The organism is Ekhidna sp., from assembly GCF_040223195.1.
In the GTDB taxonomy this organism is placed as follows: Bacteria; Bacteroidota; Bacteroidia; order Cytophagales; family Cyclobacteriaceae; genus Ekhidna.
In genome coordinates this window covers 1-16,478 of record NZ_JAVKDX010000013.1, presented here as the reverse complement: position 1 = coordinate 16,478, position 16,478 = coordinate 1, and the positions used below count along the sequence as shown (strand labels likewise).

At 44.2% G+C, this 16,478-nt stretch carries 10 protein-coding genes; 3 read left to right on the top strand and 7 right to left on the bottom strand.

What is annotated here, in order from left to right; translation table 11 throughout:
• Positions 1 to 191: 191 nt before the first annotated feature.
• Positions 192 to 899, top strand: coding sequence for a hypothetical protein (locus RLN88_RS06295; RefSeq protein ID WP_350220535.1), 708 nt, complete (start codon positions 192 to 194; stop codon positions 897 to 899).
• Here RLN88_RS06295 and secG read toward each other — a convergent pair.
• The 5 genes from secG to miaB are packed head-to-tail and all read right to left on the bottom strand — an operon-like array spanning position 896 to position 6,574.
• The gene (secG, locus tag RLN88_RS06290) at positions 896 to 1,270 is read right to left on the bottom strand and encodes a preprotein translocase subunit SecG (RefSeq protein WP_350220534.1); all 375 of its coding nucleotides are present in this window, start codon (positions 1,268 to 1,270) and stop codon (positions 896 to 898) included. The genes RLN88_RS06295 and secG overlap by 4 nt on opposite strands.
• Positions 1,271 to 3,292, bottom strand: a complete 2,022-nt coding sequence (locus RLN88_RS06285; protein WP_350220533.1) for a DUF8458 domain-containing protein — start codon at positions 3,290 to 3,292, stop codon at positions 1,271 to 1,273. It lies immediately after the preceding gene.
• Between the two features lie 39 nt (positions 3,293 to 3,331).
• A complete protein-coding gene (gene lptE / locus RLN88_RS06280) occupies positions 3,332 to 3,859 on the bottom strand; it encodes an LPS assembly lipoprotein LptE (protein ID WP_350220532.1) in 528 nt (175 codons plus the stop codon).
• On the bottom strand, positions 3,840 to 5,123 hold the full coding sequence (locus RLN88_RS06275) for a sigma-54 interaction domain-containing protein (RefSeq protein WP_350220531.1): 1,284 nt from the start codon (positions 5,121 to 5,123) through the stop codon (positions 3,840 to 3,842). Before RLN88_RS06275 ends, lptE begins: the two co-directional genes overlap by 20 nt.
• Entirely contained in the window at positions 5,120 to 6,574 is a 1,455-nt protein-coding gene (gene miaB / locus RLN88_RS06270; RefSeq protein WP_350220530.1) for a tRNA (N6-isopentenyl adenosine(37)-C2)-methylthiotransferase MiaB, read from the bottom strand. Before miaB ends, RLN88_RS06275 begins: the two co-directional genes overlap by 4 nt.
• A 78-nt stretch (positions 6,575 to 6,652) precedes the next feature.
• On the opposite strand from miaB, the gene RLN88_RS06265 reads away from it, so the two are divergent.
• Both RLN88_RS06265 and RLN88_RS06260 read left to right on the top strand, forming a co-directional pair.
• The gene (locus tag RLN88_RS06265) at positions 6,653 to 7,174 is read left to right on the top strand and encodes a gamma carbonic anhydrase family protein (RefSeq protein ID WP_350220529.1); all 522 of its coding nucleotides are present in this window, start codon (positions 6,653 to 6,655) and stop codon (positions 7,172 to 7,174) included.
• The gene (locus RLN88_RS06260; RefSeq protein WP_350220528.1) at positions 7,171 to 7,518 is read left to right on the top strand and encodes a phage holin family protein; all 348 of its coding nucleotides are present in this window, start codon (positions 7,171 to 7,173) and stop codon (positions 7,516 to 7,518) included. The genes RLN88_RS06265 and RLN88_RS06260 overlap by 4 nt, the downstream gene beginning before the upstream one ends.
• Here RLN88_RS06260 and RLN88_RS06255 read toward each other — a convergent pair.
• The gene (locus RLN88_RS06255; protein WP_350220527.1) at positions 7,509 to 8,435 is read right to left on the bottom strand and encodes a PorP/SprF family type IX secretion system membrane protein; all 927 of its coding nucleotides are present in this window, start codon (positions 8,433 to 8,435) and stop codon (positions 7,509 to 7,511) included. The genes RLN88_RS06260 and RLN88_RS06255 overlap by 10 nt on opposite strands.
• An 11-nt stretch (positions 8,436 to 8,446) precedes the next feature.
• Positions 8,447 to 16,478 (bottom strand): T9SS type B sorting domain-containing protein (locus RLN88_RS06250; RefSeq protein ID WP_350220526.1); only part of this gene is annotated, 8,032 nt, incomplete at its 5' end.

Sequence of the window (16,478 nt, the reverse complement as noted above, 5' to 3'; positions counted from 1 at the left end):
ACATTTCGTGTCTAAATTTTTACAACTTTCTTTTACTTCTTGAATGAGAGGAGTGCAGATTGTTCTTCTAGAAGAATTATAAAAACACCCCTATAGTTTCGAAACGTCGGGCCGATTTAACGTTTCGGAGGGCGGGAGAGTGTTTTAAATTGTTTTTATGATAATGAGTTTTTTCTATAAATGATTGAAATATGGATAGCTTGAAACACGACTGGCTCACCGAGGGGCTTATTGACTATGAGTACAAAAAGTATGTATTGCTGGCATACTTGAAGGATGTAAGCAGGAGGTTTAATCAATCCGAACTTTATCCATTTATGTCGGATTTGGTTTTTCACTATCGCAACCTGATCAAGGTGCGGGAAAGCAAGAAGCTGATGTATGATAGTTTTCCTGAAACGCTTACCAAAGCGGATTTTAACAAGCTGCGCCTGACCTATGACAAGATTGTGAATGATGACGAGGTGATGGGGCAAATTGAGCAGATCATTGCCTTTGCAATTCCTAAAATGAAGGACATGTTGGAGGAGGGGAAGGAGCTATTTGAGTTTGTGGAAGAGAATATTGAGCTGGAGCCAGTGGGCCTGTCACCTATCTATGCAGACGAGGGCTACTTGTTCATCAATCAGGATTCATCAAGTGATGTTTCGATCTACAGGTATCAGATGACTTTCTTTGAGCATGCGGAGGAGAAGTACCGAAGTATGACCACTGAGTTTCTGATGAACGAGATCAGGGATATTTCCAAAACGTTCGAAAATATCAAAGTGAATCTCACCCGGCAGTTTACTGAGTTGCCAAATCCGGCTACTTATTTAGCGATAAGCAAATTGAAATTCCCTCTCAACGAGACGGTGCTACCCGTGGCGAAACGAATGTTGGTAAGGCAGATATCTTAGTTGCCAGTACTGTCAGTTGACTCCTGCGTCAGGTCTTCAAGACCGGAAGCATCGGAATCTGCAGGCTGGATTCCTTGTGGGATAGCCGGTTGAGTAGTCTGTGCATTGTCAATATTTGGACTGGACAATACGTCCTGATCTACTTCTGGCTGAATGAAATTGGTAGATACAGATAGTATAAGTAATGCAATTGCAAAGCCCCAGGTAAGTTTTTCCAATAAATCACCGGTCTTTTTTACACCCATGAGCTGTGTAGTACCTGATCCGCCAAACTGGCTGGAAAGCCCTCCACCTTTTGGGTTTTGTGCAAGCACTACAAGGATCAACAACACCGCTACAATTACAATCAGGGTTACAATTACTCCGTACATCTATTCAATCTTTGAAATTAAGTCCGCAAAGTAAGATTTTTTTTCTGGATATTTCAAGCTCAATGCTTCATAGATTTCAATTGCGCGCTTCTTATTTCCCTGGTGAAGATAGATTTCGGCTAAATACTCGGATGCAAGGTTGGGATCCCATAAGGAACTCTTCTCCGCCAAATCTTCAGCAGAGGTATCATCTTTGCGTTGATATTTGATGGTAGGGGATTCTTTGATGAATTTATCAATCAGCTCTTTTGAATCCTTGCGATCAGATTTGTCATCATCTTTTTTCTCCTCCTCGGTTTTGGTGGACTTGGTCTTGGTAGACTTAGCCTTGGTTGTTTTCTTCGTGGATTCTTTTTTGGCTGTAGCCTTCTTAGGCTTGGATGATGAGGTGCTTTCAGCCGCTTTTGCTGAGGGCTTTGCTATCTCTTTTTTAGCCACCTCCTTCTTGGGAACCATATCTTCTTTTGGTGCCTCTTCTTTCTTATCCTTCGGCTCTTTTACCCCTTCGTCGGTTTCTCCTATTTTTCGAACCCTTCGTTTATTTTTTCGGGGTACAGGGCGTGCTTTCGATAAGTCCGGAAGTTTGATCTTGCTGCTGTCTGATTCATCCGTAGAATCGCCCTTAGTTACTTCGTCTTTTTGAGTGTCTTCTTTTTTAGGCTCCTCCTTTTTCGATTCTGCCTTTTTTTCCTCTTGTTTTTCTTCCTCTTCAGGAAGCTTGGTGAAATCAACCTCCTGCGGCTTCAGATAGCTTCGGGAGGCAAACCTGGAAAAGCGCGGCTCTCTGATTACTTTCTCGGCCCTTTCTTCCTCAGGTTCATCCTTATCTTCATCGGAAGGTTTGTCTTTGGCCTGTGGTTTTTCTTCTTTCAGATCTTCTTTTCGGGATTTTGCTTTTGGTTCTTCGTGCTTTTCTTCTGGATCAGCCTGCTTTGGTCTCTCCTTCTTCGATTCGGTTTCCAGTGCTTTTGCATCTTCTTTTTTAGCCTCTGATTTTTTGGAGGCTAATTTCCTTGCTTCTTCAGCCTTTGATTCTTCTTCCAGAGCTACCTCTTCCTTGGCCTTTCGAGCGGCTTCCAAGGCCTGATTGGTAATATTTGAAGCGGTTTTTCGGGTTTCCTCTGCCAGTCTGTTTGCGTCTTCAATCAGTTTGCGAGTTTCAGCATCTACATCGTCATCTGATTCCTCATTGCTCGGTTCGGGCTTGGGAGCTTCTTCTTTTGCCTCAGGCTCTTCTATCTTTTTAGCCTCACTTAAAGTTTCTTCCCTTATAGGTTCCTCAATCTCTTTCTCTTGGACAGGGGGCTTTGCAGGTTTCTCTGATGTTTTTCCAGATGCTTTTTCCAATGCTGCGGAAACTGCATCATCTTCCTCAATTTTTTGCTGGACCTCTGCAAATTTTTCTCGAGAAGCCTTGAGGTTTTCCATGTCTCGCTGAAGGTCTTCGAGTATGGAATCCAAATCGCCGGTTGGGAAGTCAGGCACTGCTGGAAGCTCCGCTGTTTCCTTCTCTTTCAGTGCACTTGGCCTTTTATCCGTGCGCTCAGGTTTATCCTGGGTCTCTGATTGTTCTTCTTGTTTTACGGCTGATTTGGGAGCTGCAATGTCTAGCTTACCAGATTCTGATGGTTTCTTCTCCTCAGTTGGTTGCGGCTGTTCTTTCGGTTTAGGTGCTTCCTGTTGAGGCGTGCTTTCTTTTTTACTGGCTATCTCGATTTTTTCATTTTCCTCCCCGGTCTTTTCGGCAATTGGAGCTTCCTGTGGCTCAGCGGGTCGGCTCAGGAAGAAAAGATTTCCATTCAAATACTTCTTTAAAAGGACACGATCGGTTGAGTAAATGGCGGCTGAGGCAATGCGCTTTTTGGTGGCGGGATGTTGTTGTTCCTTGCTTGCTTTGGCTAGCAACAGCCTGGCGCTTAAGAAGTAAGGGTTGTCATTGACGATTTCTTCCAGTTCTTCCAGCTGCTTTGAAGAAAGCCGACTCGGATCTCTCAGGTAGGTGATTAACTCGGTTTTGTTCACAGGATTAGCTAACGGTGTTCAAGCTAAAATTAAGCAAAATCACCAATTTGCAACGGAAGCATTGAAGATATCTAAAACTATTTGGTCGAATATCTCCTGAACGAAACCCTCTTCTTCGGATGCCAGGTTGGCTGTATTGTTATCAAAATCGCGGAAGAATGAGAAGGTTTTGTCAAAATCAAAGGTGGGGTCATTCACATTGATATAGCTTGCCGAAACCGTGATAGTGATGCGGGAAAGAGCAGAAAAATCAGCCTGACCATCACCACCGGATGTGGCTGCAACGGGAGTAATGGTGTAGTTGGAAATATATCCGTCGATTTGAAGGTCGCCATTATTTTCGACCAGCTCCAGACTGGTATTTTGCTGAAAGTAATCTTTGATCGTTTCAGTAAACAATGCACTCATGTTTGAAGGGCCAAGTGGTGCATTATTGTAAAACTGCTGAATGGAGATGGTTTTTACATCGGGGGAAATGGAGGCTCCCGTGAATGAATAAACTCCACAACCCGTGCTGAATGCTGTTGATAGAAGTAGAAGTAATAGACTAAAGATCCTCAAGTTCATATTGCTTTATCTTCCTGTACAAAGTTCGTTCCGAAATACCGAGATCTTCTGCCGCATACTTGCGCTTGTTATTGTTCTTGCGCAGTGCTTTGATGATCAGCTCTTTTTCTTTTTTCTCCAGCGAGAGGGAATCTTCAAGTTCCATTTCATGGGTGATGTCTTCCACCTCGGAATCGTAATCGTCCTGATTAGATGAAATTACGAGGGTGGGCTCGTGGTTTGATTCACGATTTTCCTCTTTGTACTCTTCGAGCTTGCTATGTGATGAGTCGATGTTTTGAAAGAGGGATTTATGATCTTCCAGTATCTCATGGTCATTGTCCGAACCATCCAGCATTTTGAAAACCAGTTTCTTAAGCTCTGCCATGTCAGCTTTCATATCAAACAGCACCTTGTAGAGGATGTCTCGCTCTGTGAAGTTGTCCTTTGATTCCTCCTTGTTTACCAAAGCCGGCAGGCTGCTGCCTGTGCGAGGAAGGTAGGTTTGAAGCTGACCGAGCGAAATGTCCCGCTCCACGCTCAGTACGCTCATCTGCTCCACCAGATTTTTTAGTTGGCGAATGTTGCCCGGAAATCGATGTGATTTTAAGTATTCAATAGCTTCGTCTGATAGCTTGATGGGCTCGGTTTTATAATTCTCGGAGAAATCGTAGGCGAATTTCTTAAATAGCAGTACCACATCATCCCCGCGCTCTCTCAAGGCGGGAACATAGATTGGAACGGTGCTGAGTCGGTAGTAGAGGTCTTCCCGAAATTTCCCCTTGTTCACTGCATCCAGCAGGTCTACGTTGGTGGCTGCTATGACTCGTACATCTGCTTTTTGGACTTTAGATGAGCCCACTTTGATGAATTCTCCATTCTCTAAAACCCTGAGTAGTCTTGCCTGAGTGCTCTGCGGCATCTCTCCAATTTCATCAAGGAAAATAGTGCCACCATCGGTGACCTCAAAATATCCTTTCCGATCCCCGGTAGCGCCAGTGAAAGAACCCTTTTCATGACCAAAAAGCTCAGAGTCTATGGTTCCCTCCGGGATTGCTCCGCAGTTTATGGCGATAAACTGGCCGTGTTTCCGATGGGAGAGGCTATGGATGATTTTCGAGAAAGATTCCTTACCGGCACCACTTTCCCCAGTGATGAGGACACTCATATCTGTAGGAGCCACCTGCATGGCCACCCTGATGGCCCTATTGAGTTTGTCTGAATTGCCAACAATCTCAAAGCGCTGCTTGATCGCCTGAACTTCCGAATCTATTTTGAAACTCATACTAATTCTCCAAATAGGGTGGCAGGGGTGCAGTCAGTCACCTTTACATTGGCATAAGATCCTTTTGGTACGTCCGCATCAAAAATGATCACTTTATTGGCGGAGTTTCGCCCCTGTACCTGCTTTTCTGATCTTTTACTCTTGCCTTCCACCAGCACCTTAAATTCTTTACCGATATCCAGTTTGTTTCGTTCCAATGAGATGGCTCGCTGTTTATCTATGATCTCTTGCAGCCTTCGTTTTTTTATTTCAAGCGGAATATCATCCTCATATTTCTTGGCTGCAAGTGTACCCGGACGTTCCGAATAGAAGAACATGTACGAAAAATCATACTTCACATAATCCATGAGAGAGAGGGTGTCTGCATGCTCTTCTTCAGTCTCGGTGCAGAAGCCAGCGATCATATCCGAGCTAATGCCACACTCTTCGCCAAGTATTTCCCTGATGGCATCCACACGATTGATGTACCAGTTTCTATCATAAGTTCGGTTCATCAATTCAAGCACACGAGAATTACCACTTTGTGCAGGGAGGTGAATGTATTTGCAGATGTTTTCGTACTTCTTCATCGTATGAAGCACTTCATCGGTGATGTCTTTTGGATGAGAGGTAGAGAACCGAACCCTAAGGTCAGGATGAACCTTTGCAACCATCTCAAGCAGGTTAGCAAAGTTTACAATTTCATCAACGTCCTCGTTTCTATCTAGTCGGGCTTTGTTGTTTTCAACAGCCGACCACTTATACGAATCAACATTCTGGCCAAGGAGGGTAACCTCTCTGTAACCCTTATCAAATAACTCCTGAGCTTCACGAATTATCGAATGCGGGTCCCTGCTTCTTTCCCTGCCACGGGTAAATGGCACTACACAGAACGAACACATATTATCACAACCTCGCATGATGGATATGAATGCAGTTACTCCATTGGAGTTTAACCGGACGGGGGAGATGTCGGCATAGGTTTCTTCACGGGAAAGAAAGGTATTGATTCCTTTTTCGCCCTCTTCGGCTTGCTTTACCAGTTTCGGAAGATCCCGGTATGCATCCGGGCCGAGCACCAAGTCTACGATTTTTTCTTCTTCCAGTAGTTTGGATTTCAATCGCTCAGCCATGCAGCCAAGCACACCCACGGTCACATCCCTGTTTTTCTTTTTTACTCCATTGAAGAAGTTCAACCGGTTGCGTACGGTCTGTTCGGCCTTTTCCCTGATGGAACATGTATTTATCAATATTACATCGGCATGTTCCGGGGATGAGGTGGTGCCGAATCCTTCTTTCTTCAAAATGGAAGTGACAATTTCACTATCAGAAAAATTCATCTGACAGCCGTAGCTTTCTATGTACAGCTTCCGCTTTCCTTTCCCATCATCTTCCGTCACTTTAAAATCACATGACTCAGGTTGATTTTTCTCTACTTCCAGTAAGTCTATATCTGCTATCAATCCTTGCATGGGCACAAAGATAGGCACTGCAGTGACATTTTGTCAGCACTTAGAGTATTGAATTTATCCTAGTTTTAAAAGAAAAAAATGGCTCACATTCAGGAGGTGAGGGGATATACCCCTAAATACGGCAAAGATTGTTGGTTTGCGCCAAATAGCACGATCGTTGGTGAGGTAGAGATGGGGGATAATTGCACGGTGTGGTTTGGTGCGGTGGTAAGGGGGGATGTTAATTTTATCCGTATTGGGAATAATACCAATATCCAGGACAATGTGACGATACATGGAACCTATGAAAAGGCAGGGACAACTATCGGAAATAATGTCTCGATTGGGCACAATGCTGTGGTTCATGGGTGCACTATTGAGGATAATGTGCTGATTGGAATTGGAGCCATAGTGTTGGATAATGCCGTGATCAAATCCGGATCAATCATTGGAGCAGGGACGGTTGTCTTGGCTGGAACGGTGGTTGAGGAAAATGCTGTTTTTGGGGGAATCCCCGGGAAAAAGCTAAAGGAGATGGATAAGGAAAATAAGGAAATGCTTGGTAGAATTGCTGGTAATTATAAAATGTATGCCAGCTGGTTTAAAAATGAAGAACTATGAATATTTTGGTTAAAATACTTTTGTCATCGATTGCAGTAATCATTGCATCTTACCTTCTCCCCGGAGTGGATGTAGAATCATTTATGACTGCAATCATTATTGCAGTTATCTTGTCGTTGCTCAATGCCACAGTAAAACCCATCCTCATCGTTTTAACGATACCACTTACCATTTTCACGCTGGGGTTATTTCTTGTCGTAATTAATGCGCTAATTGTCCTGATAGCAGATTCACTTATTGATGGCTTTTATGTCGCTAACTTCTGGTGGGCATTGATTTTTAGTATACTACTGTCAATCATCAATGCCTTGCTAACAGACCTAAGTACGGATCGTCAGAAGTAAACCGGGCACTGAGGGTCTTTCTTGTAGTTTCTCAGCTTCACGCGATAGTTTAGTAAGATTTCATGTGTACCTCGTGAATTGTTTGCCAGGGCATTTACGGTAGCATCATATGCATATCCTATCCTGAAATTTTCATTCAGAATAAGTTGGGTAAGAAACACGATAGCATCGCCGTTGCGATACGACACCCCAGCATAGGCAATTCCATCCAAAATGATGGTGGCGTTTAAATCCCACCCCAATCGGCTTTGTTCCTGATACCTGATTAGTGCGGACGGGCTGAATTTAACGTTGGGATTCAGGTCTAAAATAATTCCTCCTGTGGCATAGTAGTATCTACTTTCCTTACCCTCGGAGGTAGTACCGTCTTCTGCCTGCACCTGATACAGATCATTTTCAAGAATGTAGGGAACGGATATACCAGCGTACATTCTAGGATTCGCAAAGTAGATACCCGTTCCAAAATTTGGAGTAAATCGGGTAGGAGTGCCGGTTAGAAGCTGATCTTCTTTATTTAGAATATTCAACTCATTGAAATCGGATCTTCTGTTATCAAACCCACCTGATAAGCCCATGGCAAGGATACCGGCACTGGTCTTTATCTTGTAAGCTCCACTTAGATACAATGCGGACTCTTTATGTACCCCAATTACATCTTCAGATGCCTGGAGACCCAAACCTATCTGATTGCCATAGAACGAACTATGAACCGATAAGATATTTGACCTGGGGGCTCCATCCACATTTATCCATTGCTTTCTGTGAAGGAATGAAGCACTCAAAACATTCAAACTTCCTGCGTATGCAGGGTTCAAAGAAAGACCGTTGAACATATAGGTTGACATCACCGGCCGCTGTTGTGCATAGGCACAACTAACCGATATCAGAACTACTAATGCAACTAAGGACTTTTTCATTATTGCTAAAATTACCTAACTAATTCCAAATATCCTTGAATAGGATCCTCTCCAGTACCCAAATCAACAACATAGAAGTATGTACCCGGAGGCAGTTTGAGGCCTCCTCCGCCCACGTTGCTAAATCCTTCGAATCTCTCCGATGTGTTATTATAACCATCCATATCAAATACACGCTGGCCTGCTCTGTTGAAAATTTTCACATTGTTGCCAGGATAGAAGTCTATACAATCAATCAGGAAGAAGTCGTTTTTTCCATCGCCATTCGCAGAGACACCATTGTAGATGTTCAGTGCAGTTTCCAGCGTGAATTCCGCATAGTAATCACATCCATTTGCTGCATTGAATCTTACTGCATACTCTCCCGGGAATGCGTCTGCCAACCCATCATCTTCTGAAACAACCTCTCCGGTTTCCAGATAAATCCACTCGTAGCTAACCAGAGACGGATCCTGGAATTCGCTGAATGAAACGGTTGCGCGACCGGTAAATTGATTCGTGGCTCCATCTTCGGTTCTGAGACAGATGCTGTTTTCCACGTTTATCTCAAACTCCGGATCTTCTACTTCATAATTGATCTCTACTGGGGTAAGAGGGGACTCGCACCCTGTAGCGAGATTTGTCGCTTGTACCAGGTACGTAACTGTATCCAGGTTGGTCACCAATGCTCCGGTTGCGTAAGGAGATGACATATTGTTTGGATCGAACCACTCAAACAGGAAGTTGTCAGTGATTCCATCTACTTCTGCCTTGGCCTGACCATTCGCAATGGTACAGTTTGTCCTTGCGTTGAGCACAATCACGCTAGGCGCACTTGGCAGTTCTGATTCATCAAGGATATCAAAAACCTCAGTAGTGGTACATCCTGTGCCCTCATCAGTAAGTACTAGTCTATAAGTTCCGGCATCCAGATTATTTACCGCATTGGATGTGCTAATTAGATTACCACCATCGTCAAACCACTGAGGTGAAACTGCACCTTCATCATCCGGGATGGTCACTTTGGCAAATCCGTCTTTTGTAGCGAAGCATACTGTTACCGGACGGGTTTCGAGTGTAAATGGAGTTTGTTTGATATTATCATTAACCGTAGCAAACTCAACAGAGGTACAATATCTATCTCCTTTTTCGACCACCAAGACAGTATAATCTCCGGCTTCCACATTCAGAACGTCATTGTTTTCGAATTGTACAGTTCCAATTGCCAATGAGGAATCATAAGGACTTGAAACAAACCCATTGAACCAATAGAAATCATATGGTGCCTGGCTTGTTTCTCCTTTTACCCTGGCAGTCAACCTTCCGTTTTTAACAACTGTACACAGTTTGTTGTGTACTACATCAATTCCAATATCAAAACCTGAACGCTCATTGCTAGGTAGAAACTCAGTCTCAGTAATTGAGCATCCTGTGGAGTTGTCAATAATCCTGAATGTATACTCCTGATCACCAGGCAGTCCTGAGACGTTTGCTGTGGTCTCACCTGTCAATGTTCCATTTCCTCCGATTAATGCGTCAGTAAGTGGAGTGCCTGTACCAGAACCAAAGTACCATTCTACAGTGTAGTCAGGTAAGGCAGGAGTTATTTCATCAAGTCCTGGAGTAAGCGGATCATCAATGAAAATACTCATTGCTCCATTTGGATTGGTTGGATCGCAATTGTCCTGAGCTATCGTGATAATATTGGTAACCTCCGGCAAAGTGATGTCCTCACCCACTACCACCTGGAAGATCGGAGTGGTGCAGTTAACCACTGTGTTGGTACCGATGATGAAGTAGGTACCAGCACTTGCCTGATTGAAAAGTGCACCACCACTAAATACCGGGGTAGCACCTACATTATTCGGATTCTCATCATAATAATCAAAGGTGTAGTTACCCAAAACATCAGCCTGGTCGTTTCTTTCCACGGCCGTAACTTCTATTTCACCGTTGGAAGGACTACATGCCGTTGAATTTCTGGTCACTACAGAGATTATCTCCACCTCAACCGGCACATTTGGCACAGTGATTTGAGCGGTACTGGTACACCCGGAAGAAACCTGGAATACTTCAACACTATACAAGCCAGCAGCTAATCCTGAGATTGTAGACTCATCAAACCCAATAGGTACGGATCCATTTGCCAAAGGCGATCCGTCTAGTAATACTGCTGAACCTCCAATATCCGCAGCGGCACCAAAGTACCACTGGAACGTGTAATCCACATTTGTATGATCTTCACCGTCTGCCAGAGCAGTCAATGTACCATCATGAGTTGCCCCTGGTGCACAGGTAGAATCTGCTGCATCAATTGCAATGATGATCTCAGGGAAGAAAGGATTGTCCACGATAGTGAAATCCAATTCGCCTGAAGGGCAGCCTGTATCATTATTCGTAACTACTGCATAGTAATCATCTGCTGCCAGCCCGGCAATCTCATACGGAGAAGTGCTTACTGTTCCTTGTGAAGCGTCATCAGAATCTCTGAACACCTCAAGTGTAAAGTCTTCTGCATCCATGGCCACCTCATCATAGGTCACTCCATCCTGAATGATCTCGAGAAGCACAAAAGATCCATTGTCAAAGCAATAGGTCTTATTGTTTACTTCATAATTGATGATCGATGGGAAGACAGGAACGTTTGGAACATTGAAGGTTCTAACCGTCTGACAGGTTGTATTTGTGTTGGTAACAGTCACCTGATAGTTTCCGGCAGGAACCCCACTTAGAATGGCCTCATTGTCAGTAACCGGAACAGGCAGGGCTCCACCACCGGCTATTTCCCAAAGGAATGTAAGGAATCCCTGGTTAGTATGGTCATATACGCCATTCACTAGGACTTCAAGTCCACCAACATTCACAGTTCCACCGCAATTCTCGTCTGGGGTAGCTGTCTCTAAAGTGACTAAAGGATTTCTGACAGAATCTTTCACGTTCACAACGCCTACCGCAGCAAAACAGCTGGTAGTAGCATTTTGTGCATAGATGTAGTAGTCAGCTGGCTCTAGCCCTGTAAGTTCAGTTTGAGGTGAAATACCTGTAGCATTGAAAACATCAGGTCCGCCATTACCCTGAGTGATTTGGATTGTGTAGTCAGATAGGTCACCGTCAATATCAAGATCATCCAAGGTCAAGACTCCACTGAAGCCACCGCATACCGTGTCAGGTAGGGCTCTGGCTTGAATAGCAGCTACATCTAGTGTTGGTACATCTTCATTGTTTCCTATAGTGAATGTTGCAATATCTGTACATCCAAAGTTTGGTGAGAGGGGTCCCTCGTCTTTGGAAACGTATACAGTATAGGTTCCATCAGTCAATCCTGTAAGGCTCAATATATTCACGCCAACTACGGCATCACCTGCATTCGGCTGAGCCGAATTTGTCCCTGTTCCGTTTGTTTCATCTGCGATAAAGTCATTGCTTCCAGTTCCAGGGTAAGAGGCCATAGTATAAGTGCCTCGATACCACTCCACAGAATAATCAGCAAGGGTGGCTGGAGCTCCATTTTCAGATAAGTTCACAGTTAAGGCTCCATCACCTTCAAATAGCAGATTATCGCAGAATGTATCCTCTGTCATTGCATTCAATGTAATCACCGGATCGATTTGGATGTCGTCGATATCGATATCGATTTGTGCGGTATTGGTACATCCTGTGGTTTCGTTTGTCACGATCACACGATAGGTACCTCCGGTCAGGTCTTCGATACGGTTGTCATTGTTTGCACCTGCCTCAGTAAGTCCCACCACCGCAGTACCGGTGATGTTAGTATTGGCACCAGTCGGATCAAAGAACCACTGGAAGGAGTAGTTACCTGCTGATACAGCAATTGGGTTACCATCTTCCAACACATTGAGTATCTCAATGAATCCATTTGGATCGGTACAGTTTTCATTATCCTGGAAGTCGATGTTAGCCGCTACGTTCGGGATGGTGAGCACGGGCTCATCATTGTTGATAGTGAAAGTAGCGGACACATCGCACCCGAAGTTTGGCGGGTTGACCGCTCCGATATTTTTGGACACGAATACGGTGTATTGACCGTCAGACATTCCGGTGATTTCAGTAAAGTCACCATTAGGTGTAGCGTCACCTATTACGGTAGGAGCAGCGTTCGAGTTGCCCTGGTTGTCGAACAGGAAGTCTGCATGAGCAGGCGTCTGCACGGTAGTTCCACGATACCACTCGATGGTGTACTCAGCTGCATTAAGCGGCACATCGATCTGAGCAGGGTGGAAGACATCTATCACGATGGTACCATCACCTACATTGTCAGTGTTCACACAATAGGTATCTGCTGTGCGAGATACGAGCTGGATCACCGGATCGATTTGAATGTCGTCGATATCGATATCAATATTAGCTGTGCTTGTACATTCGGTGGCTGTGTTCGTTATTTCTACCGAATACAATCCACCTTCGATATCTTCGATTCGATTGTTAGTACCTCCTGCGCTCACAATGGATCCATCAGCAGGATCGTTGAAAGCAACGCCATCTTTGAACCAAGCGAAGCTGTAGTTTACTGCATTAACTGGGATATCTATACCATTCTCTTTCACAGAATTGATCTGGATGAACCCGTTTGGATCAGTACAGTTTTGATTGTCCTGAAGGGACACATTGTCAGCCAAAATCAGGGTAGGGTCTACGGACTCTTCATTTACAGTGACTGTGGTAATATCCGAGCAGAAATGACTGTTATCCTCATTATCAATTATTTCAAGCGTGTAAGTACCACCATCAATTCCACTGAGAGTTACTTCATAATTGGCTGGAGCCGGGCCATTCAAAGGACCAGAAGCTCCTGAAATCACGCCATTATCTACAAGGGCGGGGCTCCCAGTGGTTGGTCCTGCATACCATTGATATGTATAACCTGTGTTTAATTCAGGATTGTCAATTCGGAATGTAATACTTCCGTTTCCTTCGTTCGCATCAGCATCACATGAAGTATCTGGGGTAGTGTTTACTATGACAATTGAAGGGTCCTCAGTATTGTCATTTACAACAACTTCAAATGGAGGTGTAACGCATCCATTTGCATCTCGTGTTGCAATTACGTAATAGGTATCAGCCACTGGAGTTAATCCTGAAATATCAATATTCTCAGTATCACCAACAGTTCCAGTGATATCTGTCGCGGTAGCAAATGTTGCTCCTTTAAACCACTGGTAGGTATAATCAGCAGCTAGTTGACCTGCTCCGGCTATTTCTATGAAATTATCTTCTATGGTAATCTCACTAGCAGGTAGTCCGTCGCAATTGTTGTAATCAATCACAGTAGCATTCACTATTTCATGCTCTTCAGGATCATCATCTATTGTGATAATAGTAGAAACAAAGCAGCCATTAGAATAAATGTCTCCCAATGCAACATTAGTAACCGTTCCGGTAGCTTCAGATCCGGTTCCTAAAACAGCATCTCCATTAACAGGAGTCCCCGTTGTTACATAAATATTAAGGTCAGCACCAACTCCACCTGTGGTAATAATTCCCACTGCACCACTAGGAGTGAATTCTACAACCTCGCCATCTTCGAAGGTTCCAACTCCGGGAGTAAAGGAAATATCATGAGTTTCGAAGGCCCTCCATATCCTTACCGTGTAATCATCAGGACCAAGACCACCAGTAGTAAATGTTTCTGTCTCATTTCCAACTAAAGCCAAGGTGTCAATAAGTGCATTGGAAGAACTTCTCAAAGAGTAAGAGTAACCAGCAGGCTGCTGGAATTCCGGATCATTCAGGTTCTCTGTTGGGTCTTCCACCACTGTTACTGAGATTTCTCCATTACCACCGAAGGTTGCAAAATCACAAGTACTATTCGAAGTAATATCAACATCATCAATAAGTGCTTCATAAGCCAAATCAATGATTTCCCTGTCAAATGATGCCTGTGACCAGCATTGATTAGTTGAAGTAATGTTGAAGGCCGGATTAAGCTTTTCTCTGGCTACCGCAATATATGGCCCGGCGGGAAGCCCAAAAAACTCAGCTTCATCATCCAGATTTAGTGCTGGAGTCAGCTCACCGAAATTCAAATAAGGATCATCGTTTCCATCAAGTATTCCTCCAGTCTCCCCATTATACTTAAGCGGGAAAACAATGCCTTCGAACGTGTAAGGCGCTTCTCGATCAGCAGGAATACCTGTGCCGGCATATAAGAATAAGATATACTCAGAAATATCATCTACTTCATTTTCAAAGTAACCTGCGGTTACAGCATCAATAGTAGCTGTTTCCAAGCTTGCGTCACCAGTGATTATATCTCCAGGGTTTAGTGTTCCGGATATTAGTGTCACTTGCAATTGTGCTGCACCATCCACACTAATTGTACCGGTCGCACCTCCGCTAGTTGTGTAAGTTTCAAATTCTTGAAAAGGACCAGACTTAGCGCTTATGTCGAGGACGATATTATCTGCAAGACCTACACGAGCAACACCATTGTCAGGACACTCATCCACGTTTTCTACTGTGATGGTCGTAGTTGTTTGCTGTCCAATGAATGGTAATTCATAGAACTCCTGATATCTACAGCCAGTTGTTTGATCTTCAACGACGATGGTATAGATGCCTGAAACTACACCCGCAATGTCGTTCACATATGGATCTAAAGGAGTGTCTTCATCTGCAACATTTACTGTAATCGTCGGGCCAGGATTTGAAACAAGCTGATCTCCTGAAGCTAGAGGTGTCGCTACCACAGTATTTGCATAATCCTGTGCACCCTCATAGAACTCAAAGGAGAAGGTGTTTCCGGTTGGATTGGTCGCCAGTCTCACGCGGAAGTCTCCCACACCGTCACAGCTACTTGGAATGAATGTAGCTTCAAATTCCAGATCAGGGGCATTTGCAGAAATCAAATCATCAACAGTTACAGTTTCTGTAGTACTAACACAGCCGGTTTCTGTATCCGTCACTACTACTGTATATACCCCAGCAGCAAGACCTGACATAGTGTTGGTGGTTGATCCCAATGGATCTGAACCGTTTCCGAGATCATCACCATCTGTGATAGGGGTACCAGTACCTGGACCAAAGTACCATTGATAGGAGAATACAGGACCAGCATATCCTCTTGGAGGACCTAAAGGAGACCATGAAACTGTATTACTATTTACTCGAACGGTACCATTTGGATCACAATTGGTTTGATCCTGATCTACAACAGCCGTTGCTGTTACTGTTTGGTCGTAATCTACAATGGTGATTTGTGCTGTTGCAAAACAGTTCGTTGCACCGTCAATATATTTCACAGTATAAATACCCCCATCAAGACCGGTAGCAGTTTGAGCTGTTAAGAATGGGGTTCCGGTTGCACTTGAGCCCGTGTACCACTCGTATGTTTCTACTCCGGTAGCTCCGGTTCCATTGGCAGTAGCGGTTCCATTAACGGCAGAGCATGAGAAATTATCACTAATATTAGTAAACGGATCCAGAGCAAGTGCTGGCAAATCTTCTTCTACCACAAAGGTTCTGGTAGCTCCATAACATCCCGTTTCATTATCCAAGACACGAAGTGTATAGTTTCCAGGATTGAGTCCTGAAATAAATTCGGTATCTGCTCCGGTAACATCTACCGAGGCTGTGCCTGCAATGCCTTTTTGAGTGAAGATATCGTCTGCGTTATCCAACAATCTGGTAGGGTTGGTACCAGTTCCATAATACCACTCATAGGTGAAATTACTGGAACCTCCGGTCACATTTGCATCTATTCCACCGCTAGGATAGTCTGGATGACCCTGACATACATCAATATCAAATACCGTGGATCCTAGTCCATTTGCTTCTATTATTGGAATGTCTGATAAGTCATTTTGAATGATTACCTGAATGGTCGTGTCACAAGCGTTAGCTAGACTAGTGATTCGTACGGTGTATGTACCACCTGGCGCATCAGAGAGGACATTGTTAGTTTCCGTGAAGGCAGTAGGAGTGGATGTTCCGGCTCCATCGAACCATGCATAGGTATAGTCACCTTCCGTGCCTGGAGGGACAGAATTTACAGTAATCTGTCCATTGTAGGTGCCTATGGCAAGTGTTTCATCGCAGACGGTGTTG

What these genes read in the sequence shown, in the direction of transcription:
- RLN88_RS06295 (WP_350220535.1), top strand. Translation starts at nt 192, where the DNA reads ATGGATAGCTTGAAACACGACTGGCTCACCGAGGGGCTTATTGACTAT.
- secG (WP_350220534.1), bottom strand. Translation starts at nt 1,270, where the DNA reads ATGTACGGAGTAATTGTAACCCTGATTGTAATTGTAGCGGTGTTGTTG.
- lptE (WP_350220532.1), bottom strand. Translation starts at nt 3,859, where the DNA reads ATGAACTTGAGGATCTTTAGTCTATTACTTCTACTTCTATCAACAGCA.
- RLN88_RS06275 (WP_350220531.1), bottom strand. Translation starts at nt 5,123, where the DNA reads ATGAGTTTCAAAATAGATTCGGAAGTTCAGGCGATCAAGCAGCGCTTT.
- miaB (WP_350220530.1), bottom strand. Translation starts at nt 6,574, where the DNA reads ATGCAAGGATTGATAGCAGATATAGACTTACTGGAAGTAGAGAAAAAT.
- RLN88_RS06265 (WP_350220529.1), top strand. Translation starts at nt 6,653, where the DNA reads ATGGCTCACATTCAGGAGGTGAGGGGATATACCCCTAAATACGGCAAA.
- RLN88_RS06260 (WP_350220528.1), top strand. Translation starts at nt 7,171, where the DNA reads ATGAATATTTTGGTTAAAATACTTTTGTCATCGATTGCAGTAATCATT.
- RLN88_RS06255 (WP_350220527.1), bottom strand. Translation starts at nt 8,435, where the DNA reads ATGAAAAAGTCCTTAGTTGCATTAGTAGTTCTGATATCGGTTAGTTGT.